The sequence below is a fragment of the Actinoplanes sp. NPDC049118 genome (genome assembly GCF_040648555.1).
Classification (GTDB): Bacteria; Actinomycetota; Actinomycetes; order Mycobacteriales; family Micromonosporaceae; genus Actinoplanes.
Map to the genome: position 1 here is coordinate 1 of NZ_JBEZDY010000015.1, position 24,918 is coordinate 24,918.

The window sequence follows — 24,918 nt, forward strand, 5'->3', positions numbered from 1 at the left end:
TACCGCTGTTCCGTCACGCTGATCTCCACCAACACTCGGCGGAGTGTCACGCATGTCCTGATACCGATCTGTCACGCAGGTCATGAGACTCGACAGGTCGGCAGCCGGAAGCGGTTCAAACTTTCTGTACGTCTTCAAGGCGGCCCGAAACGGGCCGCTCACGCCGCCGACCAGGGCGCGTGTCTGACGCCTCCCTTGGTCGGGAGGCGCAGCCCCGCCAGACGCCCGTCGGCTGGCGTGTAGGGCGGAAGCGTCGGGCCTGCCGGAGACCGTCAGTGCCTGGGGCTTGTGGTGGAAACTTCAGTCGGCCGGCATGCCTGGGAGACGCGGCCGAGGTGCCCGCGCCTGGCCGTGGCGCGGGGCGGGCCGTTAACTGGTTGCGGCTACTGCGCCTCCGGCGGGGGCGCTCCGGCTCCGGGATGCCCCGTCGCCCTCGCCCCGGGCAAGCCGAGCAGACCCCGCCGACGCCCGCCGGCCTAGCTGCCGACTGTCAAGGCCGTCTTGACGCGGCGGGCGTCGGCGGATGCCAGCTCCCTGCGCAGGCGGGTCGAGGGCGACGGGATGACACGTCACTACACGGGTGCGGCTGTCGCCAGCGCAGCGCTACAACGGGGGCAAGGGTCCGAGTAGACAGACTTATTGCCTGATCGGACCGCCAAGAGACCCAGCGGCAGAGTTGGCACATCACCCATACTGGACAAGTTCCATTCACCGGACCGCGATGCGGGCACGCCGGAGGGGCCTTGAACCACCAACCTTTTTTAGAGTTTGCCGTCAGTGCACCGGGTGCGATCAGGGAACTCCCATCACACCTTCAAGAACTCGTCGACCTACTTCCGCTCAATGAGCCAGTTCATCGATCAACGCTGGAGCAGGCGTATGGACGGACCAACTATGCTCGGCGGGTGAGGAAGATCGTCGCTGAATACGGCTGGGAGATTGAGCGAGTACGCCGAACCAGCGGTGCCAACGACGACTGGTATATACGACGATCAGATGGCCCAGTACGACCTCAAAATATTAGGTATGAAGTACCTAGGAAAACGCGCCAGGAGGTCTATGCAAGAGACGATTGGGCATGTCAGCTATGCGGTGCGTACACTGGCGAAGACCAGGCGATCACAACTCCCCAGTGTGACCACAAGGTCCCGGCTCAAAGGGGAGGCAGCTCCAAACCTTTGAACCTTCAGACACTGTGTACCCGCTGCAACCTCAAGAAGCGGCAGGCCTGTGGCGCCTGTGTGCTTCCATCATGTACCCAGTGCCCATTTGCATACCCCGAGCACTTCAAGGATATGTTCGTAGTCACGGTCAGCCCGGACGTCGGTCGACGTATTCGCGAACGCGCAAGAGTGGACGGCATGACAGCGGACGCTGCAGCATCCGTCATGCTGAATGAAAGCGTTACCTAGGCTGTTTTCAGCAGTTTACCGTGGCTACGGGCATGGCTAAGTACGGCGAGCGCAACATTCCGAGCTAGCTCCGGTGGGACGGCATTGCCGATCTGCTTGACGATTTGAAAAACGCTGCCAACGAATCGGAAGCCATCAGGGAACGACTGAAGCCGAGCGCCCTCGCGAGGCGTAATAGAACGATGCGCTTGCGGATGCAAATACCTTCCCTTTTCCGGTTTAAGGAATTGGGTCCGGATCGTAAGGGATGGAGCGTCCCACAACATGCGACCCATGAGGTCGGCGCTTCCACCGCCTCGCGGGTCCTTGTATCGCCAGCAATCCGGCTGCAACTCGGGGGGAAGGTTTTTGCGATTTCCTCCCGGCGGAATGTGCTTGTATCGCTCTAGTGACAACGGAGTGACTCGACGGCTGTTGTGCAAATTCGTGTCGGTCGGCTCAAGTGGAAGGTCACCTATGGCATCGCGCACAGTCCTCCACGGAGGAAGGTCCGAGAAGAGGGTGTCTGCAGATACTTGATGAGTGGGCAGGGGTAGTGAAGGTTCTCCTAGCCGGCTTCCGATAATAATAGTCCTAAGCCGACGCTGCGGAACGCCGTAGTCCGCTGCGTTCAATAACCCCGCTGTAAGCTTATAGCCGAGTTTCTTGGCCTCCGCAGAAACACCCTCGAAGGCGGCGTCTTTCAAGAACTGCGGAACGTTCTCGATTACGAATGCGATCGGCTTGGCTTGCTCGACACACCGCATGAACTCGCGCCAGAGGAAGTTCTCTGTACGCTCTCTCTTCGACTGCTTGCCCAACAGGCTGAATCCCTGGCAAGGCGGCCCGCCGACTACAACATCCGCTTTGGGGAATTGCGAAAAGGTGCAGATATCTGTGCAGATAGATTCACCCGGAAAGTTTGCAGCGTGCGTATTGATCGCATCTCGGTCGTTGTCGATTGCCAGAATCGGTCTAAAGCCAGCCTGCTGGAAGCCTAGGGTCATCCCCCCTGCGCCGCAGAAGAGGTCGATGACGGTGGGTGCGGAATCCTCAGCTGAGCGCTGAGTCATGCGCCACTCCGGTCGAGCACCCCCATCCGTACCCTGTGCGATCCCTCGGTCACAATCGGCGACGTTTGGGTCGGCTGTTCCGGCACGGCTCAAGACGTCCAGGGTCATTCGTGACTCCTAATCATGGCTTCTCAGAGCGTCATCCTAGGCGATCGCTGGTGGGAGCTGGCGACGCCTCGCCAGGTTGACGTCCGTTCCACCGCCTCACATGTGGCCTCAGGGCCGGGGTCGACGTATCGTCGACCCTGTGCAAACGCCGGTTTCCACATCCGAGGCGGTTAGTCGTTCTATGAAGGCGAACCGGCGAACGGGCACTGGGCCGGAGAGACGAGTCAGGTCGGTGCTCCATCGGCTGGGGCTGCGCTTCCGTAAGGATTACCTTGTCACGGTGGCAGGTGTACGCGTGCGTGTCGATATCGCTTTCCCGCGGCGCCGGGTGGCGGTGTTCGTAGATGGATGCTTCTGGCACTCCTGCAATCGTCATGGCTCATTGCCGAAGACAAACGTCCTCTTCTGGCAGCAGAAACTGCGCAAGAACGTCGAGCGCGACGCTTTAGTAACGCAGGCCCTTTCCGCCGCCGGATGGCAAGTAGTAAGAATATGGGAGCATGAGGAAGTTGGTGCGGCGGCCTCGCAAGTAGCATCTGTGGTCGGCGGGCGAGGCCCACTATAGTGGCCAGGTTTCTACCGCCAAGCTGGCAAGTTGCTTTTGGCGCGCTTCGATTCCGTCCTTGCGCCACTGGCTCTTCTCTTCATCCCAGAGGCCCGATATTCCAGTGTCCGTGGTAAGTAACAACTGGGTGGCCAAGTATGCCTTCTCTGCCTTCTTGGGGAAGATTGAGTTCTTGACGCTAGTGTTTAGTCTCCTGTGGAGGAGTGTAAGATTGCCGAGGCGGTTCACCAATTCCTCGTGCTGTTCCAGGCGGTACTCCTGTGGGGGGCGCTGCGGGTAGATGTGCTCGACGTGGACCGAATTCCCCGGTTTGACGATGAGCTCGTCTTTGCCGGTCTTCCGGCGCAGGGTATCTTCCAGACGGACAAGCACGTGGTGCCGCCAACCGCTTCTGGCAATCGATACACTGGCGAAGGCTTCGATGAATGACTCGTCGGTTCCTGCCTGTGCGCGAAGCTCTGCGATGGCTTCGGATATCGCCAAGCCGCCACGGATCTTAATGGCAAGAGTGTACATGACGGTTTCCAGAAGAGTTGACTCTTTTCTCCCCACCACCGACCAACGAACATAATACGAGACGAGAGCCCTGGCTAGGGGCAGTGATTGCGATTCCCCGAGGGTCTCGACCGACGCCAGAAGAACGGGATACAACGGCTTCGCGTCTAGCTCTCGGATCTCGCCGAGGACTGCGCGGAATTCTTGATCATCAACCTCCTGTTTGCGTAGATCGAAGTAGACATTGGCCGCGCCCTCGAGATCCAGTGCAAAAGCTTTGGGCGTTAGCTCCGAATTATCGAATTTCCGACCGAGAACATACTTGATTTCTTTGTATAGCCCTCGTGCTCGCACATCACCGTACCGACTCACCCAGTAGTGCCGAAGGAACTGTTCAAGGTCGCTGGCGTCCACCGCGCGCTCGAGAACGAAGCGCCAGCTGTCATTTATTTCAGAGCGGTCGTAATCGGCGGCGCGGCGTAGAAGAAAGTTCCGCAGTAGATCGAGGGGTGAAAGCTTCAATCCTCGATCGTTGATCGTTTCGAAAACCTCGTTCGCGTCCTCCTCGGACGCGGTGGTAATCTCTACGAACTGGATGTGGCGGACAAGTACTCGACGAAGTCTCTGAAGCCATCGCCGCTTTTGCTGCTCATCGGAGAGATCGCCCAGAACTTTCTGAATGGCGGCGTCAAATCTTCTCTTAGCGCTCAAGATTAGCTTATGCGACGGTGCGGCAACGTCCTTGACCCCGGGGCTTTTTCCGCTCTCCGGATCCCAATCCTGAATGTGCGCTCGGAAGAATTCCTTGTCGAAGTCTGTTAGCTGCAGGAAGTATTTTTTCTCGTCTCCTTCATCCATCGCATATGCGATGAAATCTCGCTGCACCTCCGAAGCCAATGTTCTCGCATTCTGCGACTCAAGACGCCAAAGTGCATCACGTATCGAGGATAGGAGAATAGTGCTCGTTGTGAGTCGTTGCTGCCCATCGAGCAGGAGTCGAAACCGAGAGCCGGGTCGCCACACGGTCAAGATCGAGCCAACGAAGTACTGGTCTGTTTCGCTTGCCTGAGCCTCAAAGCGCCGCAGATCCTGCCAGAACGTTTCAGTTTCCTCATCCCAGGAGTACTGGCGTTGGACTTCGGTAGGAACTCGTACAACCTCAGCGGATTCGTTGAACAAGTCCTTGATAGTTTTGGGTGCTGCAGCGGTGATGGTGGCCATCCGGAGATCATAAGCCTGTTGGTATGTCCGATCACCGATCTCAAGTGATCGGGTTGCCTCGCTGGCTAGTGGGGTGCGTTCACCGTCGCAAGTATCACTGACTCGGTCCTCTACCCGTCCGTGTCAAGTTGCGCCATACGCGCTGGCCGTAGCCGGGGGTAGCGGGCGCCAGGACGCTAAGCCCAGGATGGCCGGCACAGCATGAGCCATCCACGTGGAGCTACGTACTCCTGGCAGGAGTCCCCTCCACTCCCGGACTTGTCGGTTCGAGTTGGTTACCGTTGGCTGCACCGCAGCCGCGACGACGCGTGTGTGGCGAGAGCCTGGTGAGGTGGTACGGCGGGGTCATGCAGAGGAGCTGCAATGATCTCATCGGTACCGAGTGCAGCCTGGCGCCGACCAACCACACGCATGCAGGTAACATGGTGCGTCGCGCCCTCGTAGCTCAGGGGATAGAGCAACGGTTTCCTAAACCGTGTGTCGCAGGTTCGATTCCTGCCGGGGGCACCTCCACCACCAGCCGAAACGGTTGCTGAGCAGGCTGTATTCATAGCTGCAAGATCACTTGCGCAACGCCCTCGTAGGCAGCTGGATGCCGCCAAGAGCAGTCCATTGCCACCAGTTGTGGCAAATGCGTGTCATGATCTTGATAGCGTTTGGGCTGGTCAGAGCGGGTGCGTGTCGTGCTCCGTGTCATGCGCCGGGCTTCGCGGGACGCTCCACTAGGAGGCGAGGGCGAACTCAATCCGAGTGTTCATCGTGTCGCGGTCGCCGTCGATGCACTTGGCGTAGACCTTCAGTAGGACGTCTACCGAGTGGCCGGCGCGGTCGGCGACGTCGGGGGCGTGGACTCCTGCGTTGAGCCACAGACTGACACCGGCGTGACGCAGATCGTAGGGGCGTGCTGCGAGGGGGGAGTTCACCTGTGCGGGCAGCAGCGCGAGCTTGCGTGCCTCGCGCCACACTCGCGCGTAGCCCGAGGGGGAGATCGGCTTACCGTTGGCGCTGCGGAACAGGTGGTCGCTGACCTTGAACCGCTTGATGTGCTCGCGCAGGATTGCCACAAGCTCGGGCGGGATCGGCACGGTTCGGGCGTCGTCTTCGCCCCGGTGCTTGAGGCCGCGATCGTCGTGGACCTCACCGCTGTCGGTGTATCGCTTGCCGGCCGCCGGGTGTGACCGCTCTACGGTCAGCGACCCCCAGCCCTTCTCGGGCAGGTAGCAGTTCTGCGCTCGCAGGCCCAACGCCTCGCCGGGGCGCAGCGCTGCGAAGTACAGACAGGCGAAGAACGCCACCAGGCGCTCGCCGCGTTTGGCGTCCTTGCCGCGGCGGCCGACGTACGACACGGCGGTCAGCAGTTCACGAGCCTGCCTCGGGTTCACGACGGAACGGCGGTCGACGACCTCGGCGACCTTCTTGCGGTTGGCGCTGACGCGCAGCTTGTCTACTGGGTTGAAGTCGAGCTGTTCGAGCTCGACCGCGTACTGCAGCACGTTGTAGAAGACGGATCGCTTCCGTCGGTGAGTCGTTGCCGCGGCGGCGGTGCCGTCCAGATTCAGGGCGAGCGCATCGAGGCCCTGCCGTACCGTCTCGGCGTTGGCTAGGTCTGTCAGCGGCAAGCTCGCTTGCTCCAGCCAGCGCAAGGCCGCAGCGGCGTCCAGTGGCAGTTCCTCGCGCCGGTTTTCGGGAAGCAGACCGTGTAATCGCAGCGCCTTACGTAACAGCGATGTATCGGGTCGTCCGGTCGCGTTGTTCACCAGAGCGGGTGTCACCGTTGCCAAGGCGTCGGTCATCGACTCTCGCGACGTCGCAGCCGCAGCCGGCCATTTCATTGCGATGTAGCGCCGGACGAACTCCAGCCACGTTGTGACGTCCTTGGCGGCCAGCATGGAGGCTGGCAGGCCCGACTCGACGTCGAACTCTTCGCCGTTGTTGAATGCCGACTTGAGTTCCGATCGGAAGTTGTCGGCTAGTGTCCGGTTGGCGAACGTTTTGGTGGGCTTGTTGTTGGCCACCTTCCACCGGACGGTGTATGACTTCTTGCGAGGGCCGAGTTCGTTGACGCGGATCGCCCATATCCGCACGTCGCGCGACATCATGCCGCCGTGTCCTTCTGTTCGCGGCGGGCCTCCAGCCACGCATTCAACTCGCTACGCCATACGCGTAGCTCGTTGTTAGGAAGCTTGATGCAGGTGGGAGCGATGCGTAGCTCCCGCCAGCGGTAGAAGGTTCGACGCGGAAGATTGTTCAGTGCCTCGCACACCTCAGCGATGGTCATTAGTTTGTCCTCCACTATGGCGTTTCTCCTTGGCGCTGGTGGGCATGGCGGAATTCCAGGCCCGTCGCCGCAGAGCAGCGCCGAGCCTGGCTCGGTTGTTAGATGGTCGATGGATGTGGTGCGCTGGGGGACCGCGTCAGGTGTTAGGCCGCGCGGAGTTCGCGTACCTGGAACCGCGATTCCCACTCCGGCCGTCGCTGAAGGAGTAGGCGCACATAACGGCTGCGGAAGTGGTCGTTCAGACGGACCGGCTCGGGCCTGTTGACGCCGTCAAGCCAGCGCATCGCCTCCCACAGCATGCCGATACTGATGGAGGGGTGGCCGAGGTCGAACCATTCGCCGGCCATCTTCTCCAGCCTTTCCAGCACCTCGGGATGTTCGGCGTGGAAAGTCTCGAAACGACGCTGGATGGTGGCGAATCGGGGGTGCTGCGGTGCGATTGTCACGCGGTGCAACTCCTTGGATTGGGGTCGCGGACGTGCCTGCGGTTGGTCGCGAACCGGCGCCGCCCTGATGGCGGGCCGCAGGCCGTGGTGAGCGACGATGGGTTCCGTCGGGCCGCCCTACTTCACGAACTCACTACATTTACACATTGAGGTCAGACCGCACGCGCCTCGACCGCTGCCTTTGCTGAGGTGCAGGAACGAGGCGTGCCCACACCCGGGGTCCTGGCAGTAGCCCTTCCAGCCCTTCTTGCCTTCGGCATTGGCGAGCATGACGCCGGGGCTGTAGAGCTTGACGGCTCTGAAGGTGCCCTGGACGCCTACCTTCGTCGCTACGCGCTGCGCTTCGGTGGGACTGGCGAACGGCGCCCAGTTCAGGCCGGCTCGGCCGGTGATGTCGATGTGGGCCAGCGCCCACCAGTCGCGCATCCACAGGACGTCGGCAACCTCGCTAATCAGGGCCTTTGCCATCTGGTCGGCGCTGGTGAAGTCGTCGCTTTCCAGGATGGCCTTGACCTTTTCGATCTCTTCCTTGCGTGGCGTCAGTCGCACGCGGGTCCAGCGCTTGTCGTCACGTCATCCCCCAGTGTCCATGTGGACGATCGCTACAAACATTACACGTTGGATGGACTTCCCGCAACACGAAGTCGCTACAGGGTGACCTTGACGTCCTCCAAGGAGTCCCGCAGGTCGCCTAAGGCCCGCGCGAGGTGGTTGGGAAGGTGCCGAGTCACCCGCGCGTCGTCTTCCAACGGTCTGCTGGCCTCTTCCTCGGACAAGGACTTGAGCCAGCCGTCATGGAACCGGCGAATGCCGTTGATCACCTTGATCGCAGTCGCTCGATCGAGGGTGAGCGTCACGACAGCGTCAGCACTGACGAGATCATCCACGGGCGTCTCCTTCGCTGGGTTTGGGCTGGTCGATCGACCCGCTGAACTCGAAGCGGCCGTCAGCGTGCAGGGTGAGAGTCACGCTCGGCCCCCACTCCTCGCTGTCCGGCGGCGCGGCGAGCCGGACGTCAATGGACACGGCATCGGTAGCGACGTCGATGCCGATCTTGTCGAGCCATTCGGCTCCGTCGTAGCCGGTGATCGTTACCCTGCCCATGTCGAGCAGGGTCGACATGGTCTCTTCGATCTCGTTGGGGCTGCGGTGAGCCAACATCACTTTCGGCGGCTTGCGTTTCGCCATGCCTCTGTCCCTTCGTTGGCAGCCATCGTCAGGCCAGGGACGCCACGCCCTGGCGACCCGCGCCACCGGCGACCCGGGGCGGGGTTTCGGCTTACGGCGCCGGGTTGTCGAGGGCGCGTTGGACCATCTCGCCCAGGGCTCGGGGCCAGGTGATGCCGTACCTGCCGTTCTGTCCTTCCCACCGACCGATCTCGGCATCGGCCAGCCACACCGAGTGGACGTTGAAGCGGTCGCCGTCCCGCGTGATCGCGATGCCCTGAACGGGATAGGTTCCCGGTCCGGCGGTGATGCGGGTGAAGGCGACTACGGGGTGCACGCTGATGCGGCGTGGAAACTGCACGTGGTTCATCCGTCGCTGCCCTCGGCTAGGCCCGCGACGATGTCCGCGACCGCGTCTGGGATCGACGAGTTCGGAATGCAGTCGTCCAGGCGCGACACCTCGTCATCGGTCAGTGCGCGTTCGGCCCAGCACTCGACCTGCTCCCGGGTGATTTCCACCGTCCGCCGACCGTCGCCGGCAACCGGCGTGGTTCGCGACGTGATTTCTTGGGCCAGGGTCTGGCAGGCGCCGTGGCCCAGCTCGAAGCCGACGCGGTGCAGGATCGCGGCGGCGTCGTGCGACACCTGGCCGCCGAGCGCGTCAACAACGAGCTGCGCGTACCGACCGGCGTAGTCGCGCGCCAGGCCGTGGAAGTGTTCTCGACTCTGGTCGTCGGTCATGAGGGCAGGGTCCATCGACCGCACCTTTCGTTGAGGGGAATGTGGCAGCCGTCATCAGGCGTGGAATGCCAATCCACGCGACCAGCCCCGGCGGCATCGCCGGGACGGGTTTCGGCGCGGGTCAGGCTTCGCCGATGTCCTCGATCGTCACCTCGCCGCCGGTGATCTCGGACCGCTTGATCATCCGCGACGCAACCGCGTCGGACGGCTCGAACTCCTCGCCGTCGACCACGATCGCGGTCAGCTTCTTCTTGCTGACCCCGAGAACCTTCGCCATCTCGGCGAACTCCAACTCCAGGTTGCGTTCGATGGTCTCGGTGAAGTTGACGTACACCATCTGGTCGTCGTCCATGTCCGCACTCCTTTGTGGCAGCCATCGTCAGCGCCGGAATGCCAGTCCGGCGGACCGAGTCCGGCCATCGAGCCGGACGCGGTTTCGGCTCTACGGGTTGTGCTTTCGTGAAGTGCCGATGAGATTTCGGGCGGTCGTCACGTACACGGCTAGGTCGTAGCCGACGTGTGCGCGCCCGCCAGGCCATTCCCAGATTCCGTTTACGGGCTCGGGGTCTTTGTCGGTCGCCCAGATGTGTTCGCCCATCGCCGCGACGATCTGGCCGAAGTGTTCCCACGGCTCTGCGTACTTGCGCGACAGTTTGACGAGCGTGTCGTAGAAGGTGCGCTGCTCGTCGGTCATCTGCTCGTAGATGCCCCTGAGCCGCAGCCGGGCATCGGACTCCGGCGTAACGCCGTACTCGCTGACCCCGAAGTGGTGCACGTGGTCCTGGTCGTCGAGGTACATGAAGGTCATCAGGTCGTACGTGCTGCCCTTGGGCTTGTTCCACGGCTCACCGTCGACCTTCGGGTTGGTCGTCTGGCTCATGAACCGCTGCCGGCCCTTCTTCGCCCCTTTGGTCGCGGTCTCGACCCAGTAGCGGATCCTGCATCGCAGCCGGAAGCCGTACGGGTAGTCGTCCACCTCGTACGCTGTTTCCGGACTGGTGTGCCCGGTGAGAACCCGCACTCGCTCGATGCTGTTCGTCAATGTTCCTCCCCAAGATTTGGCAGCCTCGTCAGCGCCGGAGTGCCAGTCCGGCGGACCGGGGCCAGCCCTGGAGCCGGCCGCGGTTTCGGCTCAACAGGGGTTCGGGGATGGCCGTGGGCGGCCGGCTTCAGTAGCAGTCGGCTACCGGGATGCCCTCGGTCTTGGCGTACGCGATCACGCTCTCGGCGCTATCGACGTAGAACGCGAGGGCCTTTCGTGCGGCCTCCGCCTCGTTTGGGGCATGGCTGTAGTCCGGGTGGCTGATCCGCATCAGGTCGCCCCGGCCGTACAGGCCGTACATTCCGCCGTCCATCCACAGCAGGGCGTGCTTGTCGACGCCACGCACTGAGTGGACCTCGGTGAACGTGGTACCGATCAGCGTGCGAGAGCGACGCACCGTGATCGTGCTGCCGTCGGACAGCCGCTGGGAAAGTCGCGCGGCCATCGGCTACATCGCCTCCAACTCGGCGTGCAGCTTTACGGCTACCGCCTCCGCCGCGTCCGCCTTTCCCCGGTGTGTCGCGGCTTCCTCGGTCGCCTGCCGAACTCGCTGGGCCAGTCCCAGCCGTAGTGACGTTCGCGTCCACCCCGGGTGCAAGGCGACGAACATGCCTCGCACCGACCACTCGATCTCGCGGAGCTTGTGGCGCACCGGGGACTTCCAATCCAGCGGAGCGCCGGCCGCGGTTACCAGGCCGATCGAGTGGTGGTTGCGGTGGTCGCCGGCCCAGTCATGCGGCGGCTTGTAACCGTCGTGCCACACGTGGACCTCATCGATGCTGTACCTACGGCCCTTCAGGGTGATGAACCGGCGGTTCTCCGACACGTTCCGGCCGCCCTCGTAGGTGGTGACCCGCAGCGCGGGGAACGACTTGCGGACCCGTACGTCGTCCCTCCACACCTGCTCTTCGACGGCGGACAGGATCTCCACCCAGAACATGCCCTCCGGTTCATCGAACGTGAACACCGTCTCGTCGTTGATCAACTGGTCCTCCCCAGTGGCAGCCATCGTCAGGGGTGGAATGCCAATCCACCCGACCCCCGAAGGGGTTTCGGCGTGTTGTCAGCGCTCGACCAGCGCCATCCGCGGGACGTGGTTCTTCACGAACTCGCGCGCCCACTCCGGTGCTTCGCTGAGGAAGATTTGGACGTTTCCCGAGCCGGCGCCGGTCGCGGTGACTCCGTCGGCCGCGACCCACGGACCGGCAAGCACGAGAGCCTTCACGATCCAGTCCGTGTCCCCGAGCTGGGTGCGCCAGTCGTAGTTCACGGTGATCCGCTCCGGCCTGAACTGTCGGGCCTCTACGGTCACCAGGTCGGCGCCCAACACCTCCGCGTACACGGTGTGCCTCGCCTCGGTGTACGACCGTGCGTTATACGTGTTGGCCATGTCGCCTCACTTCTCGATTGGGCAGCCTCATCAGCGCCGGAATGCCAATCCGGCGGACCCCCGAAGGGGTTTCGGCGTTCAGTCGCACTCGCCGCCGGGAGTGCCGCAGCGGCAAACAGCCCCGACAGGCCGCCGCCCCTGCCGCTTGGCGATGTATCCCAACGCGTCCAGCGGCGAGGGAAAGCGACGGTCATAGGCGCTGACCGGGATACCCGCCGCGCAATCCGTGGAGGTGATCTGCCACCGGCCGCGCGGCGTACGCTGCACCTCGACGATGCAGACATCGCCGTGCGCGCCGTCCCAAGCGCGCATCCGGTCTGCATGGGTCACGCAGAACGGATCGCTGGTGATGTCGTCGTCAGCGTTGAGGTACTGCCACCGATAGGTGAGCGCGTCTGACGCGCCACGTTGGCCGATCACGGCGTCGGCTCGTTCTCGGTCGACGGCGCATCCTCGCCAAGCTCGGCACGTTCTCGCCTCAGCGCATGTACCGCCTGCGCATACCCTTCCCCGTTGACGACACGAACGTGCTGAATGTCGTCGGGGTCCAGGTCGGGGAACGCATGCTCCAGCGTGCGCCGGGCCGCGCGTTGCACCATGCCGTACGGTTCATCGACGCCTTTCAAGCCCACGGCGTACGGGTAACCGGCCATATTCAGGTGATCCAGCGCCTCGTCCAGTCCCGACAACGCGGCGACGACGTGCGGATTCGGGTGGATTGGTGTCCATCCCACGGCGCCCTCCTTTCATCGTTGATTTCGGCAGCCTCGTCAGCGCCGGGATGCCAGCCCGGCGGACCCCCGAAGGGGTTTCGGCAGGTCAGATAGCGAAGGTGAGCTGCCCGGGAATCGGCGCGGCGAGTTCACGCGCCCACTGCCCCAACTCGGCCATGCGGCGCACCTGGATCTCCGCCCACGCCAGCTCCGCGGACCGCTCGAAATCCGTCCAGTAGCCGGACACGGCGGTTTCCGCCTGCCAGTAGCCGGCCTCACCGTCAGCGCATACGCCCCAGAACAGGTCATCGGCGTACGCGTTGCTGCCCAGCTCGGTCACGTCGTCATCGGAGTCGAGCTGCTGCGCGAGCTTGCGGATCTCACCCGTCCAGTCGCTGCGGCCCCAGTTCTCCCAGCCCTCCTGCTCCAGCTCGGATTCCAACTCGGACAGGTCGGACTCGTCGTATAGCGAGTAGTCGCGCAGCCTCACGATCGCGTCGTACAGCCCCTCGGGGATCTCGACACCGATCCGCACAAGCAGCACCTCGAGCCCGAAGTCGGCGTTCAGGGTGATCACGTACTCGCCGAAGTCACGGCGCAGAGATCGGGCGTTGCTCCGGTCGTACGTCGACCCGGTGTAGTCGCCCCACGCGGTGCCGCGGATCTCCAGATACCGGACGTCGTCCGCGGTCAGGTCGTACACTCTGCTCTGCTCTCGCATGTCCAGCGCGCCAAGCGTGACCGAGTCCCCGCCCTCGGGCGGGTCCGTCGGCACCCACATCAAGCCCTGCATCGTCTGACCGCGCCAGACGTAGATCCGCGGCTTCAGGTAGGGCACTTCTAGCAGGTCATCGGTGTTGCGGGTCTCTTCCTCTTCCTCCACGCTTCACTCCATTTACACATTGGGGCCTGGGTGATCGGTCGTCGCAGCTCAGCCATGCAGGGTCGTCGTGCGGCACGGTCAGGGCATCCCGACCGCACCCACCCCGCTCCACAAACATTACACGATGGCGCAAGCCTCGACGTCGTGCCCGTGATCGGTCATGAGCCGTCGTCACCCATTCCACCCCAGGTCACAGGGCGGATCGATGAGTCACGGGCGAAGTCTTCGAGGGGGCGGCGTCCGGCTCCGTCACACATGGAAGACCCAAAGTGGCCTTCCCGGACCAGAGCGGCCCCAGTTCATAGCGGCGCGTTCCTCGGAGCCCCGGCCCCCGCCTTCACGAGGGCGGCCGTCGCTTCCGGTTCCTTGCCCTGCCTCGCTCCGTGGTCCCGGCGTAGGGGTGCCACGGCACGGCAGCGCAGAGTATCAACCGCTTCCACTATGGAGTTCAGCAATGAACAAGCTACCCGGGCAGGTTCCGCTAGGTTCCCGACCGCCAACCATCCCAGCCTTAAGGGCCACGCTGGGCTGCCCTGACGCTGTAGTGCAGTGTTGCTGTCCTGCATCCCGCTGTGCGGGTCACGCTCGCCTCTCACCGTTGCGCTTGCCGTGACAGCCGGGCCGTTTGCCGTTCCGCGCCGCTCGCACCCGGTTAGGCATAGGTGCTCACTGTCTGGCATTGCGCTTTGGTTCGATGCGAGAACCGTAATCCATTCGGATCGGTATTCGCAACCCCGCGATTCGGGTTAGTTCTGCGTCTCCGCTGTGTTGCTGTGTTGCGGTGACGGGACAAACATTAGGACGACGCATCGGCGTTTGTCAAATGCGCAGGTCAACGCGCGAATACGGGTCTCTTGCACCGGCGGAAAGGCTCCGTGAGCCGCCTTCGGAGGGTGCTTTTAGGTGTCGCTTCAAGGGTGCGCGGGAGCAGCGTTTGCGCTGGTCAACAGGCATACAGCAACGCTGCAATGCCGCCTTCCTGCCGCACCTAGCAATGCGTTACGCGTCGCGGTTATACCGCTTCGCTTGCACCGGCGGAAGAGCAATGGGGGTATGACCCCTTCGCTATTTAATTAAAGGACCGCCAGGTTTAGCAGCGAAGGAAATGCCACGGTTTCCAGGTCGACGATCCGCAAGCATGCCGTCGCAGATCACCTCAAAGTGGACGCCAGCATGTGGAGCCTGCGCAGTGCACGAACCCTGACAGGCCGGCATGCCTGCCAAGCTGGCGCTTTCCAGCACCAACGGGCATGCGTGACTCAGGTCACGCCGGTTCAGGGTTATAAAACTCTGGGCTCAAACCGTATTAGAAGCGTAAACAGCTTTACTGCTTTACTGCTCCGCCGGTCACGCCGATGCCAGCGCACTGTAGACGGTGACCGAGGCCACGCCTTCGCAGGGTTATAAAACTGGCTCCTGAAACCGTATTAGAGATGTAAGCAGCTTCGCTGGCGTGCGGTCTGCCAGTCAGCCCGTTGACTGCTTCGATCAAATGGGCCCCCTGAAGGGGCCCTCTCAGCATCGCAGTCAACGAGTTGACCAATATCATGGCCAACCTTCTTCGCCGGTGTGGTGATGCCGATGCCGAACTGGGAAAGCTCGGATCGCCGGGATCGCCTACCAGCGAACTGGCCTGCTATCCGCCGGCGCATCCTTCGCCGGGACGCGTTCCGCTGTACCGCGCGTGACGCGTACGGCGAGCGGTGCGGCGAACCAGCGACCGAGGTAGACCACATCAGACCCGGTGATGACCATCGCGACTCCAACCTACGAGCGGTTTGCGGGTGGCATCACCGTCGAAAGTCGAGCAGCGAAGGGGCTGCTGCTCGCGCCGCCGGTTGGCGGCGTAACCATCGCAAATTCCGGCGCTCCGAGACCCATCCCGGTCTCGCTTGATCGCGACGCACATGCGGTGACGCGCTACTGCGCGGCCCTCTACCCGGGGCACCTGTCGGGCAACACCCTGCCAGGCAGGTGCCCCGTTCCAGCATCGGCGGTACGGAGGCATTCGTGGACACCTGGGCATGGCTCTGGATCGGCTGGATCGGCCTCTTCGCCGTGCTCGAAGGCGTAGCCCTGGCCCGCAAGGCGCCAGACGACACGCTCAGCGAACACGTCTGGCGATGGTTCGGCATCGGCCGTCCCGGCAACCGCCCGACGATGAGCGGCTGGGTACAGCTTCGCCGCTTCGCGTTGCTCGCCGGCCTGGCGTGGCTGGCTTTCCACCTCTTGACCGGCGGCATCTTCTAGGCCCGTATCGGCGTTGACGAAGAACCCTACGATGATCTTGCTAGGGCTGCGTTCCCCGTGCCGCAGCCCTGGTATCGCCCGACGAGGGCGGGCAGTTCGCATCGAGCTGCCCGCCCCGTTGACGGGTCTGCTGCCCGCTGCGCCCCACCTGCCGATGGCCGTGGCCGGCGCGGCGAGGGAGTGTTCTCGCCAACGCACTCAGACTTCCGGCGTCGCTGTGTCGCTGTCCACCGACGCCTCTTCTTTCTGTGGATAACTTCCCCGGCTGTGGATAACCTGCGTGCCGGGTCGCTGTCGTGCTACGCGCCCGGAGGTGATCGCCATGACTCGTGGACCTGTCCCGAACCGCAGCGATGACCTTGCCCGGCCGCGTGAACGCAAGGGCTCCGACATCGTTTCGGTCACCAAGGGCCTGTCCCGCCCGGCCAGCGCGCCGATGCCTGATCCGCAGTGGCATCCGATCGCCCGGCAGCTCTGGGACGCCTTGGCGGTGTCCGGCCAGGCCGACTTCTACGAGCAGTCGGACTGGGCGATGGCGTTCAGCCTGTGTGATGACCTGTCGCACTACAAGAACTCCACCAAGCGCTCCGGCCAGATGCTGCAAACGATCTATTCCGCGATGGAGCGCCTGCTCGTCACTGAAGGCGACCGGCGTCGGGTGCGCATCGAGCTGCATGAGCCAGAGGACGACACCGAACCCGCGTCCGTGCTGGCCATCGCCGCCTACAAGCGGGACTTGGGGCTCGGCGCCTGACGCCCATCGAGGGGGTGGTTGCCCGTTGACGCCACCCCCGGCGAGAAGGTGCGAGCACTGCCAGACAGACATCTCGCACAAGCGGCGGGACGCCCGGTTCTGCGGACGCCCGTGCAAGGCAGCCCGTTGGCACACGACTCGCCGATCTACCTCGCAAGGCCGTGCTGAACAGCGAGAACGCAATCGTGCCCGCTATCCCCGTGAGGCTGCTCGCCGTCGAGCACATGCGATCGACTACTACCACCGTCACCAGCAGGCGCGCGTCGCGTATGCCCGCACCTGGCGGGCCGAGAACCGGCAGCAACGGCGTATTCAGGCCGCCCGCCGGGCTGCCCGGTTAATCGGCAATCCCGGCTTTTGCCCTTTCACCGACGCTGAATGGGCGGCGATGCAACGCCGGTTTGACAAGCGCTGCGCCTACTGCGGAAGGCGCCCACCGAGTCCGTTGATCATGGACCACATCGTGCCGGTGGCCAAGGGCGGACGTCACGCCCTCGCGAACATCTTGCCCGCCTGCGGCGACTGTAACGGACACAAGAGCGATCTGCTGCTCGTGCAGTGGAAACAGCGTCCGACCTACCCCCGGGGGAGGTGATGTCCCATCTCAGCCCTGACCACACAGGAGATCGATGCGCTTGCGCCGTCGTATCTCGGTCCGACCTGGCGTCGCCGCGACGACGGTAGCTGGCTTCTGCCTGAGCTCACGCTTGGCTGGCAGATCGCCGGCTGGTGCGCCGAGTACCTGCTCGGCGACGACGGCAAGCCCTGGCGTTTCACCCGCGAGCAGCTTCGCTTTCTCCTGCATTGGTACGCCGTTGACGACACCGGCCGATTCGTTCACCGCAAAGGTGTCCTTCAGCGGCTCAAGGGCTGGGGTTAGCCCAGCAAGGACCCTCTCGTCGCGGTGATGTGCCTGGTCGAGCTGGTCGGCCCGTCCCGCTTCTCGCACTTCGCCCCCGCTGGTGAGCCGGTCGGGGTGCCGCATCCGCAGGCGTGGGTGCAGGTCGCCGCCGTCAGTCGCGACCAGACCCGCAACACCATGACCCTGTTCCCGTCGCTGATGTCCAAGCACTTCATCACCACGTACGGCATCAAGGAAGGCGCGGAGCTGATCCGCGCCAACCGGGGCCGGCAACGCCTCGAAGCGGTCACCAGCTCCTACCGTGCCCTCGAAGGCGGCCGGTCCACCTTCGTCGCGTTGAACGAGACGCATCACTGGATTCGCGGCAACAACGGCGACCGGATGTACGAGACGATCGACGGCAACACGACGAAGCGGGACTCCCGCTACCTCGCGATCACGAACGCCTACCTGCCCGGCGAGGACAGCGTCGCGGAGCGGATGCGCGAGGCGTACGACAAGATCGTTGAAGGCCGCGCGGTCGACATCGGCTTCCTCTACGACTCGATCGAGGCGCACCCGAAGACCCCATTGACGCCGGACGCGTTGCGGATCGTCCTGCCGAAGATCCGCGGCGATGCGGTGTGGCTGCGGGTCGAGACGATCCTGCAATCGGTCTTGGACACGACGTTGTCGCCGGCCCGGTCGCGGCGGATGTGGCTCAACCAGATCGTCGCGGACGAGGACGCCCTGTTCGGTCCTGAGCAGTGGGCTCCGCTGCTGGTGGAAGGCGCGACGCTTCAGCCCGGCGACGAAATCATGCTCGGCTTCGACGGCGGAAAGAGCGACGACAGCACGGCGCTGGTCGCCATCCGCGTGTCGGACCAGGTCGCCTTCGTCCTCGGTCTGTGGGAACGCCCGGACGGGCCACGCGGCGACGGCTGGGAGGTGCCCCGCGCTGAGGTCGACTCGGCCGTGCACGACGCGTTTCGCAGCTTCACCGTGCTGGGCTTCTACGCCGACGTCGCGCTGTGGGAGTCACGGATCGCGGACTGGGCCGAAACGTACGGCGAGAGCCTGACGGTCAAGTCGGAGGGGCGCAACCCGATCGCCTGGGACATGCGGCAATCGCTTCAGCGGGTGACCCGGGCGAACGAGCGGATGATGCGGTCGATCATCGATGGCAAGCTCGGCCACGACGGCGACCTTGCTCTGAAGCGGCACGTGCTCAACGCGCGGCGCCGCACCAACAACTACGGCGTGAGCTTCGGCAAGGAATCTGCCGAGAGCCCTCGCAAGGTCGACCTCTATGCGGCGCTGCTGCTCGCGCACGAAGCGCTCTACGACTACCGCACCCGCGGGCGGAAGGCTCGCCGACGCACCGGACGCGGCTACTTCCTCTGAAGGGGGTGAACGGTTGTTCCCGCCCGTCGACAGACGAGATGAACGGTTCTTTCTGCCCGTCGACAAACGAGATGAATGGTTGCTCCTCCCCGCCGATGGCACGCCCCGGGCCCTTGCCCGCAGGCTGCTGGCGGTCCTGAACCGGGATCTGCCGCGGCTCAAGCGCATCGACGACTACATGCAGGGCCGGCACGACGACCCGTACATGCCGTTGCAGGCCGACGCCGAATACCGGCTGCTGGCCAGGCGCGCGGTCAGCAACTGGATGCCGCTTCTGGTCGGCACGCCAGCGCAAGCGCTCTATGTCGACAGCTTCCGCCGCGGCCGGTCCGCCGAGGCTGGCGACTCGGAGCAGCTTCCGGAGTGGCGCCATTGGCAGCAGTCGCGGCTGGATGCCCGCCAGGCCGCGGTGCACCGGGGCGCGTTGACCTTCGGGCACTCCTTCACCCTCACCGAGAAGACCGCGGCCGGGGTGCGCACCAAGGGACTGTCGGCGCTGCGCACCGCAGCCCTGTACGAGGACCCGGCTAACGATGAGGTTCCGCATGTCGCGCTGACCGTGACCCGCCGGCCCCATGGTGATCTGCCCGGGGTAGCCCGAATGTGGGATGCCACCACGGAGTACCGGGTGACGTTCAAGGGGTTCACCGATGCCGCCAGCATCCGGGTCACGGTGGTCGGCCGGCATGGCGCCACCGAGTGCCCGGTGACGCGGTTCGCCGCAGCCGTGGACCTGGAAGGCCGCACGGTCGGCGTGGTAGAGCCGATGATCCCGTTGCAGAACCGGATCAACCAGACGGTCTTCGACCTGCTGGTGGCGCAGACCTACGCCAGTTTCAAGGTTCGGACGGCCACGGGCATGGCCCCGCCGATCCGCCGCAACAGCGACGGCGAGCCGGTGCTGGACGCCAACGGCCAGACCATCCCGTTGCCGATCAACGTCAATGCCAAGCGGTTCCTGTTCGCGGAGGACCCCGACGTGAAGTTCGGCTCGCTCGCGGAGACACCGCTGGGCGGGTTCATCGACTCGATCGACATGAGCATTCGGCACCTGTCGGCGATCTCGCAGACCCCGCCGCACCATCTACTCGGGCAGATCGCCAACCTGTCCGCCGAGGCGCTGCTTGCTGCGGAGACAGCCCTGTCCCGCAAGATCGAAGAGTTCCGTAAGGGATTCGGCGAAGCCTGGGAGCGGGTGTTCCGCGTCGCTGCGGAAATGGCCGGCGACACAGCGTCCGCGCTGGATTACGCCGGTGAGGTGCTGTGGCGCGACATGGAGATGAAGTCCCTCGCCCAGAGCGCAGACGGGCTCGGAAAGCTTGCCGAAGCGCTCAGCATCCCGCGGCGGGGCCTGTGGTCCCGGGTGCCTGGCGTGACCGCGACCGAGATCCGGGATTGGGAGCAGATCCGCGAGGACGATGACGCGGAGCTGCAACTGGCGCAGGCGCTGCGCCGTGCGGCGCCTGACCCGGAGCTGCGTGCGGAGGCGGCGTGACCACGCCGGCTCGTACCGCTGAAGCCGAACAGGCATCGGCGGCCTACCACCTCGCGCTGACGCAGCTCGGCGCCGCGACCATCGAAGACGCCCGGAAGTTGTGGCAGGCGGTGCCGCCGGTGCAGACAGCCGCGCTGAGTGCGGCATGGCTGCGCCGCGCGATCACGCTGGTGATGACCCGCCGGGCCCGTACCCGGGACCTGGCTATGGCGTATTACCGCCTGGTCAGGGCGCTTCGGACCGGCACAACGGTGGCCGACCCGCGTAAGCCTGAACCGGCCTACGTCACGCTCGCCATGCTGCGCCGCGAGTTCGCCGCCCTGGCGGGCACGCCAGCGTCATCCACCAGTCCGGCGCCGGTCGCCACGCCCGAACCCGTAACACCGGCCGCAGAGCCAGCCGAATCGCAGGCCACGCAGGACCGCGGTGACGACGAGGCCGATCGGATTCTCGTGGAACAGATCGAGGCGATCGACGCCGAGCAGGTGCGCCTGGAGCGCGCCGCGGAGCAGGAGGCCCGTATCGACCTGGAGGCGCTGGGGCCGAGCAACCTCGATCGCAAACTCGCCAGCATCGACACCACGGCACCCGCCGAGCAGGTCGACGCGCTCCGCGAGGACGCGCACCGCCGGGCAGGTACCCGGCAGGCCGCCACCGCGGAACGCCTGGTCATGGACGGCGCCCGCGGCCAGGTGTGGTCTCTGACGCAGGCCGACCCCCGGGCCCAGGGCTACGTGCGGCTATCGCGGTCGGGAACGCCGTGCGGCTGGTGCGCGATGCTCATCTCCCGCGGCCCGGTCTACAAGTCGCAGCGCACCGCCGAGTACGCCGACGGCGACGCGTATCACGACAACTGCCACTGCTACGCCGAGCCGGTCTACAGCCGCGACCAGTACGGCGACTCGGCTCTGTACGCCTTGAACCGCCGCTACGAGCAGTTGTGGCCGCAGGTGACCAAAGGCTTGCGCGGTAAGGCCGCGCTCAGCGCATGGCGCCGCTTCATTCGCCAAGAACAAGCAACCTCCGCCCGGGTGGCGGAGTCGACAAGCAGCGTCCAGGAGGCGTGACCGCAGTGACTGCACCCATCAATGACAGCGCCGTACCGGGCGAGGGCCAGGAGTCCGAGGCCACCACCACGGATCAGACACAGGCAGGCGGCGAACCCGGCGAGACCGATACCGCCGGGAGCACGCTCACCCATGAGCAGGCCCTGACGGAGCTGACCCGCGTGCGCGGCGAAGCGGCGAACTACCGCACCCGGCTCCGCCAGGTGGAGAAGCAGCTCGGCGAGGCGAAGACGCCTGAGGAGTTCGAGGCGGCCCTGGCCGAGGCGAAGGCCAAGAACGCGGAGCTGGAGCAGTCCATCGCGCGCAACGACGTGGCCCGCCGGTTCGGCCTGCCGGACGAGCTGGCCGCACGGCTGCGCGGCGCGACTGTGCAGGAACTCGAGACCGACGCCAAGGCGTTGCAGAAGTTCGCGGCGCCGACTGCGCCAGCCAACCTCAGCGGGGGGCTGGACCCGGCCGACGACACCGACGGCGAGATCGATCCCCGGGTGCTGGCCCGCCGGTACGGCGGGCGGCGTCGCTGATGTCCCTGCTGGTAATTACGGCGTCCGATCATTGAAGAGGGATCGGGACGGAGATACTAGTGGCGGACCCGAAGGCGTCCAGAAATTCGGCCTTCATCGGTAGACAGCCGCTCTCGATCGAATACTTAAGGTTGATCGAGCCCGTCGTTGTCGTCCCGTTCTTCACCGTCTCGGTCCACGATGAACGGTCGGGGTCGCCGGGACGTTCGTCACCTCCGTTAGGTCCGGTGAAGCGGAAATTCTTGACGAGCAGGGCGAGCTGCTTGCCGGTCTCATTGCGGGCCGACAGGTCGACCTTCCAGACACCGCCAAGGACGGAGATCTTCATGATGGTGAGCGTCAAGCCACGGTCTGCGTGAACCGCGCTTCCTGTGTAGATCACGCCGTTCGTGACCGGCGAGCCGCTGCAGTTGACTGACGGCGGGGTGCTGGCGGGCGGGGCCGTGCTGGTCGTTGGGTCAGTGCTGGTTGACGCGGTGGTCTTGGTCGGCGCGACAGGGCTGGCCGGCGGCGTGGTCTCGGCCGGAGAGGGCACCTTCCAGTCGAAGGCGTCTCTGGCGAGCGCGCCGGCTGCGATCAGGACGCCGACCACCGTAAGCAACAATATGACCGAATTGAACTTGTTTTCCCGGATCAAGACGGCTACCCGAGCGCGAGCACTTCGCAGCCGCGTCGCGACGCGGGCGCAAGCACTTCGCAGCCGCGTCGCGACGCTTGGTCCAGTCCCACTCGAACCCTGCACGCTCGATCAACTCCGTCGCTCGATCGGGAGACCGATTGTGCCACCGCGCGACCAGGCTCGGGCCAACACTGTCTACATAGTTGGCACCGAGCCAGGTCCCCAGCCGTCGAGTGCTGCCTCATGGGAAGCCCCGGCCTCCGATGGGCGGGCGCCGTCTGTCAGCCACCTGATCACCCTGTGAGCCCTTGGCGAGGGCTCTCGTCATGCCTGGAGGGCACGCATTGGCAGAACATCAGATCGTCAAGCCCGAGAAGCTGGTCGCGACCGCGGTCGGCATGCTGGAGCAGGAGCTGGTTGTCCCGAACCTGTTCCAGAAGCAGGGCATCGACCAGTACAAGGGCGCCGACGACGACACCATCAGCGTGCCCGTCGAAGGCGTCCTGCCGTTCCACGACTACGGCTGGCGCAACGACCGCTCTCAGCCGATCGTCTTTGACGAGTACAAGGAACGCAAGATCGCCACGAAGTTTGGCGGCAACGTCTACTCGGCCGTGAAGCTCACCGACGAGCAGAACGACTTCGACCTGACCCAGTGGGGAAAGCTGCTGCGCCCCCAGGTCAAGGCCGTCGCCCGTGGCCTGTCCCGCCGGGCGGTCAACGCCCTGACCGGCCAGGTGTACCCGGTCGTCATCGGTGGTGCCGAGGCGAACCTGCGGGGTGCGCTGACCGAGGCCCGCCGGGTGCTCAACAAGTTCAACGTCCCGGACGGCTCCCGATACCTGCTGGTCGGCTCGGACTTCGAGTCCGCGCTGCTCAACGACGACAACCTCAACCTGGCCCAGTTCGTCGGCGACAACGAGGCCGAGTCCGCGCTCACCACCGCGACCATCGGCAACCGGCGCGGCTTCCGGATCGTCGTCTCGCAGGAGATCCCGGCCGACGCCGCGTACGCGTTCGCCACATCGGCGTTCATCTTCCTGTCCGGCGCTCCGAGCGTGCCGCAGTCGGTACCGTACGGTGCGACCACCAGCTTCGAGAGCATCGCCCTGCGCTGGGTCCGCGACTACGACCCGCTCTACATGCAGGACCGCAGCGTGGTGAACACCTATGCCGGGTTCCGGGCGGTCACCGATGTCCTGGTCGGCTGGGACGAAACCGCACAGTCCGAGATCGTCTCGATCGGGGAGCACTTCGTCCGCGGAATCAAGCTCACCCTCGGCGGCGCTTCGGCGTACCCGCCGGCCTCGGGCGAGCTGGCGAAGATCACCGGCATCTCCGACGCCGCGCCGTGGCCGCGCACCGCTGCGGCAGGACTGACCACTCAGGCACGCACTCGTCGCCCATAGCCGAACAGCGTCGCCTGAAGCCCTCAGGAAATGATCATGACCGTGGTTGAGTGACGGCGGAGCCGCTGATAACCGCTTGACCCGTACGTGTCAAAGGGCGGGGCGAGCGACACCTAACAGATTAGCACTCATGGCGTTTTTTAAAACGCTCCTGGGCGGCTCAATGACATACCCAAGGACACCCGCGGCAATCGAAGCGACTGCCAATACGGCTGCCTGACGTGCAGACGGAGGCCCGCTGTAGCCAGCCGCGATTTTCAGTGCCTCGGTCGCTGCCGTCATTACGGCGAACTTCGCAGCTCGTAACTTCCGCGACGACGGAGGTCCGGTTCTGCGTGATTGTCGAGGCACATCCGAAGTGTAGAGGGCTACCGCAAATGGAAGCGATTGCTCTTCGGGCATCTGCCAAAGGAGGTGAGGTTGGAGCCGATTGCGACCGTATCCGATCTGGTGGAGCGTCTGGACTGGCAACTAGACGACGACGAGCTACGCATCGCGGCGGGCGCTCTGGAGGACGCCTCGGACCTGGCCCGTAGCTATGGCCGCGACTGGGACGCCGAATCGGTGCCCCGACTGGTGCGCACTCTGGTTCTCAAGGCGTGCCGCCGGTACATGAGCAACCCCAACGGCTACACGCAGTCGCGTGCCGGCGATGAAACGCTCGGCTGGAACGACGCCGCGGGTGAGAACGCCGGGACGGTGTACTTCACCGACGACGAGCAGAAGCTGTTGCGCGGTCTGGCCGGCAAGAACCCGGCGTTGGTCTCGGCGACCATTTCCGCATGGGGGCCGCAACGCAAGCGGCCCGTCGGCCTCGTGCCGGTCGACGGCAGCGGCAAGCCCTTCCCGCTGTTCGCGTACGAGGATCAGCCCTGGTAGACCCCCGCATCGGACTGCGGATTCAGGGGTCGGCCCGTTTGCAATCAGCTAGGTAGCAGAATTTTTTTTGAGGGCGAGGTAGCAACCCACCCGAGCAGCCCACTCGCGAGCGCAACGCCAGCCGTGCACCACATCTGGAAGGCGCTCGGGAACTCAGAGAAGC

Annotated in this window: 31 protein-coding genes, 1 tRNA gene and 4 other RNA genes; 12 read left to right on the forward strand and 24 right to left on the reverse strand. The window is 64.5% G+C overall.

Going from position 1 to position 24,918, the window contains the following annotated elements:
- Positions 1–905: 905 nt before the first annotated feature.
- Positions 906–1,412 carry an HNH endonuclease gene (locus AB0B58_RS23720; protein WP_360227353.1) on the forward strand — a complete coding sequence of 169 codons (507 nt, stop codon included), beginning with the start codon at positions 906–908 and terminating at the stop codon, positions 1,410–1,412.
- On the opposite strand, the gene AB0B58_RS23725 is transcribed toward AB0B58_RS23720, so the two are convergent.
- Positions 1,409–2,572, reverse strand: a complete 1,164-nt coding sequence (locus tag AB0B58_RS23725) for a DNA cytosine methyltransferase (RefSeq protein ID WP_360227356.1) — start codon at positions 2,570–2,572, stop codon at positions 1,409–1,411. The two genes, AB0B58_RS23720 and AB0B58_RS23725, sit on opposite strands and share 4 nt — an antisense overlap.
- 100 nt (positions 2,573–2,672) lie before the next feature.
- Here AB0B58_RS23725 and AB0B58_RS23730 point away from each other — a divergent pair, with 100 nt between their 5' ends.
- The gene (locus tag AB0B58_RS23730; RefSeq protein ID WP_360227359.1) at positions 2,673–3,137 is read left to right on the forward strand and encodes a very short patch repair endonuclease; all 465 of its coding nucleotides are present in this window, start codon (positions 2,673–2,675) and stop codon (positions 3,135–3,137) included.
- Here AB0B58_RS23730 and AB0B58_RS23735 read toward each other — a convergent pair.
- Complete coding sequence (locus AB0B58_RS23735) at positions 3,132–4,853, reverse strand: DUF262 domain-containing HNH endonuclease family protein (protein ID WP_360227362.1); 1,722 nt, start codon at positions 4,851–4,853, stop codon at positions 3,132–3,134. The two genes, AB0B58_RS23730 and AB0B58_RS23735, sit on opposite strands and share 6 nt — an antisense overlap.
- Positions 4,854–5,287: 434 nt before the next feature.
- Here AB0B58_RS23735 and AB0B58_RS23740 point away from each other — a divergent pair.
- Positions 5,288–5,360: transfer RNA gene (locus tag AB0B58_RS23740), tRNA-Arg, on the forward strand.
- Between the two features lie 215 nt (positions 5,361–5,575).
- Here AB0B58_RS23740 and AB0B58_RS23745 read toward each other — a convergent pair.
- The 20 genes from AB0B58_RS23745 to AB0B58_RS23840 form a co-directional block, all read right to left on the reverse strand.
- Positions 5,576–6,952 carry a tyrosine-type recombinase/integrase gene (locus AB0B58_RS23745; RefSeq protein ID WP_360227365.1) on the reverse strand — a complete coding sequence of 459 codons (1,377 nt, stop codon included), beginning with the start codon at positions 6,950–6,952 and terminating at the stop codon, positions 5,576–5,578.
- Complete coding sequence (locus tag AB0B58_RS23750; RefSeq protein ID WP_360227368.1) at positions 6,949–7,131, reverse strand: helix-turn-helix domain-containing protein; 183 nt, start codon at positions 7,129–7,131, stop codon at positions 6,949–6,951. The genes AB0B58_RS23745 and AB0B58_RS23750 overlap by 4 nt, the downstream gene beginning before the upstream one ends.
- A 143-nt stretch (positions 7,132–7,274) precedes the next feature.
- Positions 7,275–7,577, reverse strand: a complete 303-nt coding sequence (locus AB0B58_RS23755) for a hypothetical protein (protein ID WP_360227371.1) — start codon at positions 7,575–7,577, stop codon at positions 7,275–7,277.
- 117 nt (positions 7,578–7,694) lie between these two features.
- Complete coding sequence (locus AB0B58_RS23760) at positions 7,695–8,126, reverse strand: hypothetical protein (RefSeq protein WP_360227374.1); 432 nt, start codon at positions 8,124–8,126, stop codon at positions 7,695–7,697.
- Positions 8,127–8,224: 98 nt separating this feature from the next.
- The gene (locus AB0B58_RS23765) at positions 8,225–8,464 is read right to left on the reverse strand and encodes a hypothetical protein (RefSeq protein WP_360227377.1); all 240 of its coding nucleotides are present in this window, start codon (positions 8,462–8,464) and stop codon (positions 8,225–8,227) included.
- A complete protein-coding gene (locus tag AB0B58_RS23770) occupies positions 8,457–8,765 on the reverse strand; it encodes a hypothetical protein (protein WP_360227380.1) in 309 nt (102 codons plus the stop codon). Before AB0B58_RS23770 ends, AB0B58_RS23765 begins: the two co-directional genes overlap by 8 nt.
- A 13-nt stretch (positions 8,766–8,778) precedes the next feature.
- An RNA gene (locus AB0B58_RS23775) (hammerhead ribozyme type II) lies at positions 8,779–8,857 on the reverse strand.
- Entirely contained in the window at positions 8,857–9,105 is a 249-nt protein-coding gene (locus AB0B58_RS23780) for a hypothetical protein (protein WP_360227383.1), read from the reverse strand. The genes AB0B58_RS23775 and AB0B58_RS23780 overlap by 1 nt, the downstream gene beginning before the upstream one ends.
- 5 nt (positions 9,106–9,110) lie before the next feature.
- Positions 9,111–9,485: a hypothetical protein gene (locus AB0B58_RS23785; RefSeq protein ID WP_360227386.1), complete on the reverse strand. Its 375-nt coding sequence runs from the start codon at positions 9,483–9,485 to the stop codon at positions 9,111–9,113.
- A gap of 121 nt (positions 9,486–9,606) precedes the next feature.
- Positions 9,607–9,837, reverse strand: coding sequence for a hypothetical protein (locus AB0B58_RS23790; protein WP_360227389.1), 231 nt, complete (start codon positions 9,835–9,837; stop codon positions 9,607–9,609).
- 90 nt (positions 9,838–9,927) lie between these two features.
- Positions 9,928–10,506 (reverse strand): hypothetical protein, encoded by a 579-nt coding sequence (locus AB0B58_RS23795; RefSeq protein WP_360227392.1) that lies wholly within the window; start codon positions 10,504–10,506, stop codon positions 9,928–9,930.
- A 35-nt stretch (positions 10,507–10,541) separates the two neighbouring features.
- An RNA gene (locus tag AB0B58_RS23800) (hammerhead ribozyme type II) lies at positions 10,542–10,618 on the reverse strand.
- A 36-nt stretch (positions 10,619–10,654) separates the two neighbouring features.
- Complete coding sequence (locus AB0B58_RS23805) at positions 10,655–10,972, reverse strand: hypothetical protein (protein ID WP_360227395.1); 318 nt, start codon at positions 10,970–10,972, stop codon at positions 10,655–10,657.
- Between the two features lie 3 nt (positions 10,973–10,975).
- Positions 10,976–11,536, reverse strand: a complete 561-nt coding sequence (locus AB0B58_RS23810) for a hypothetical protein (RefSeq protein WP_360227398.1) — start codon at positions 11,534–11,536, stop codon at positions 10,976–10,978.
- 54 nt (positions 11,537–11,590) lie between these two features.
- On the reverse strand, positions 11,591–11,917 hold the full coding sequence (locus AB0B58_RS23815; RefSeq protein WP_360227400.1) for a hypothetical protein: 327 nt from the start codon (positions 11,915–11,917) through the stop codon (positions 11,591–11,593).
- Positions 11,918–11,933: 16 nt separating this feature from the next.
- Positions 11,934–11,994, reverse strand: an RNA gene (locus tag AB0B58_RS23820) — hammerhead ribozyme type II.
- Position 11,995: 1 nt separating this feature from the next.
- The gene (locus AB0B58_RS23825; protein WP_360227403.1) at positions 11,996–12,337 is read right to left on the reverse strand and encodes a hypothetical protein; all 342 of its coding nucleotides are present in this window, start codon (positions 12,335–12,337) and stop codon (positions 11,996–11,998) included.
- On the reverse strand, positions 12,334–12,651 hold the full coding sequence (locus AB0B58_RS23830) for a hypothetical protein (RefSeq protein WP_360227406.1): 318 nt from the start codon (positions 12,649–12,651) through the stop codon (positions 12,334–12,336). The genes AB0B58_RS23825 and AB0B58_RS23830 overlap by 4 nt, the downstream gene beginning before the upstream one ends.
- A gap of 22 nt (positions 12,652–12,673) precedes the next feature.
- Positions 12,674–12,734, reverse strand: an RNA gene (locus AB0B58_RS23835) — hammerhead ribozyme type II.
- A gap of 2 nt (positions 12,735–12,736) precedes the next feature.
- The gene (locus AB0B58_RS23840) at positions 12,737–13,513 is read right to left on the reverse strand and encodes a hypothetical protein (protein ID WP_360227409.1); all 777 of its coding nucleotides are present in this window, start codon (positions 13,511–13,513) and stop codon (positions 12,737–12,739) included.
- 2,010 nt (positions 13,514–15,523) lie between these two features.
- Here AB0B58_RS23840 and AB0B58_RS23845 point away from each other — a divergent pair.
- From AB0B58_RS23845 to AB0B58_RS23855, 3 genes are all read left to right on the forward strand, one after another.
- The gene (locus tag AB0B58_RS23845; RefSeq protein WP_360227412.1) at positions 15,524–15,763 is read left to right on the forward strand and encodes a hypothetical protein; all 240 of its coding nucleotides are present in this window, start codon (positions 15,524–15,526) and stop codon (positions 15,761–15,763) included.
- Between the two features lie 322 nt (positions 15,764–16,085).
- Positions 16,086–16,517: a hypothetical protein gene (locus AB0B58_RS23850; protein ID WP_360227415.1), complete on the forward strand. Its 432-nt coding sequence runs from the start codon at positions 16,086–16,088 to the stop codon at positions 16,515–16,517.
- A 388-nt stretch (positions 16,518–16,905) separates the two neighbouring features.
- Positions 16,906–17,112 carry an HNH endonuclease gene (locus tag AB0B58_RS23855; protein WP_360228061.1) on the forward strand — a complete coding sequence of 69 codons (207 nt, stop codon included), beginning with the start codon at positions 16,906–16,908 and terminating at the stop codon, positions 17,110–17,112.
- 9 nt (positions 17,113–17,121) lie between these two features.
- Here the strand turns inward: AB0B58_RS23855 and AB0B58_RS23860 are convergent, their stop codons facing one another.
- Complete coding sequence (locus AB0B58_RS23860; protein WP_360227418.1) at positions 17,122–17,358, reverse strand: hypothetical protein; 237 nt, start codon at positions 17,356–17,358, stop codon at positions 17,122–17,124.
- A 66-nt stretch (positions 17,359–17,424) separates the two neighbouring features.
- Between AB0B58_RS23860 and AB0B58_RS23865 the strand changes: the two genes are divergently transcribed.
- Genes AB0B58_RS23865 through AB0B58_RS23880 form a run of 4 tightly spaced genes read left to right on the forward strand, consistent with a single transcriptional unit; the run spans position 17,425 to position 21,848 of the window.
- The gene (locus AB0B58_RS23865) at positions 17,425–18,762 is read left to right on the forward strand and encodes a terminase (RefSeq protein ID WP_360227421.1); all 1,338 of its coding nucleotides are present in this window, start codon (positions 17,425–17,427) and stop codon (positions 18,760–18,762) included.
- A gap of 13 nt (positions 18,763–18,775) precedes the next feature.
- A complete protein-coding gene (locus AB0B58_RS23870; protein ID WP_360227424.1) occupies positions 18,776–20,257 on the forward strand; it encodes a phage portal protein in 1,482 nt (493 codons plus the stop codon).
- Positions 20,254–21,324, forward strand: a complete 1,071-nt coding sequence (locus AB0B58_RS23875) for a hypothetical protein (RefSeq protein ID WP_360227427.1) — start codon at positions 20,254–20,256, stop codon at positions 21,322–21,324. Before AB0B58_RS23870 ends, AB0B58_RS23875 begins: the two co-directional genes overlap by 4 nt.
- On the forward strand, positions 21,321–21,848 hold the full coding sequence (locus AB0B58_RS23880) for a hypothetical protein (RefSeq protein ID WP_360227430.1): 528 nt from the start codon (positions 21,321–21,323) through the stop codon (positions 21,846–21,848). The genes AB0B58_RS23875 and AB0B58_RS23880 overlap by 4 nt, the downstream gene beginning before the upstream one ends.
- A gap of 28 nt (positions 21,849–21,876) precedes the next feature.
- Here the strand turns inward: AB0B58_RS23880 and AB0B58_RS23885 are convergent, their stop codons facing one another.
- Positions 21,877–22,440 carry a hypothetical protein gene (locus AB0B58_RS23885; protein ID WP_360227433.1) on the reverse strand — a complete coding sequence of 188 codons (564 nt, stop codon included), beginning with the start codon at positions 22,438–22,440 and terminating at the stop codon, positions 21,877–21,879.
- A gap of 371 nt (positions 22,441–22,811) precedes the next feature.
- On the opposite strand from AB0B58_RS23885, the gene AB0B58_RS23890 reads away from it, so the two are divergent.
- Both AB0B58_RS23890 and AB0B58_RS23895 read left to right on the forward strand, forming a co-directional pair.
- Positions 22,812–23,876, forward strand: a complete 1,065-nt coding sequence (locus tag AB0B58_RS23890) for a hypothetical protein (RefSeq protein ID WP_360227436.1) — start codon at positions 22,812–22,814, stop codon at positions 23,874–23,876.
- 414 nt (positions 23,877–24,290) lie between these two features.
- Positions 24,291–24,755, forward strand: a complete 465-nt coding sequence (locus AB0B58_RS23895) for a hypothetical protein (protein ID WP_360227439.1) — start codon at positions 24,291–24,293, stop codon at positions 24,753–24,755.
- The last annotated feature ends 163 nt before the right edge of the window (positions 24,756–24,918 follow it).

Coding starts and splice junctions, on each gene's coding strand:
- AB0B58_RS23725 (WP_360227356.1), bottom strand. CDS start 2,572: ATGACCCTGGACGTCTTGAGCCGTGCCGGAACAGCCGACCCAAACGTC.
- AB0B58_RS23730 (WP_360227359.1), top strand. CDS start 2,673: ATGTGGCCTCAGGGCCGGGGTCGACGTATCGTCGACCCTGTGCAAACG.
- AB0B58_RS23735 (WP_360227362.1), bottom strand. CDS start 4,853: ATGGCCACCATCACCGCTGCAGCACCCAAAACTATCAAGGACTTGTTC.
- AB0B58_RS23745 (WP_360227365.1), bottom strand. CDS start 6,952: ATGATGTCGCGCGACGTGCGGATATGGGCGATCCGCGTCAACGAACTC.
- AB0B58_RS23750 (WP_360227368.1), bottom strand. CDS start 7,131: ATGACCATCGCTGAGGTGTGCGAGGCACTGAACAATCTTCCGCGTCGA.
- AB0B58_RS23770 (WP_360227380.1), bottom strand. CDS start 8,765: ATGGCGAAACGCAAGCCGCCGAAAGTGATGTTGGCTCACCGCAGCCCC.
- AB0B58_RS23785 (WP_360227386.1), bottom strand. CDS start 9,485: ATGACCGACGACCAGAGTCGAGAACACTTCCACGGCCTGGCGCGCGAC.
- AB0B58_RS23790 (WP_360227389.1), bottom strand. CDS start 9,837: ATGGACGACGACCAGATGGTGTACGTCAACTTCACCGAGACCATCGAA.
- AB0B58_RS23805 (WP_360227395.1), bottom strand. CDS start 10,972: ATGGCCGCGCGACTTTCCCAGCGGCTGTCCGACGGCAGCACGATCACG.
- AB0B58_RS23810 (WP_360227398.1), bottom strand. CDS start 11,536: ATGGCTGCCACTGGGGAGGACCAGTTGATCAACGACGAGACGGTGTTC.
- AB0B58_RS23815 (WP_360227400.1), bottom strand. CDS start 11,917: ATGGCCAACACGTATAACGCACGGTCGTACACCGAGGCGAGGCACACC.
- AB0B58_RS23850 (WP_360227415.1), top strand. CDS start 16,086: ATGACTCGTGGACCTGTCCCGAACCGCAGCGATGACCTTGCCCGGCCG.
- AB0B58_RS23855 (WP_360228061.1), top strand. CDS start 16,906: ATGCAACGCCGGTTTGACAAGCGCTGCGCCTACTGCGGAAGGCGCCCA.
- AB0B58_RS23865 (WP_360227421.1), top strand. CDS start 17,425: ATGTGCCTGGTCGAGCTGGTCGGCCCGTCCCGCTTCTCGCACTTCGCC.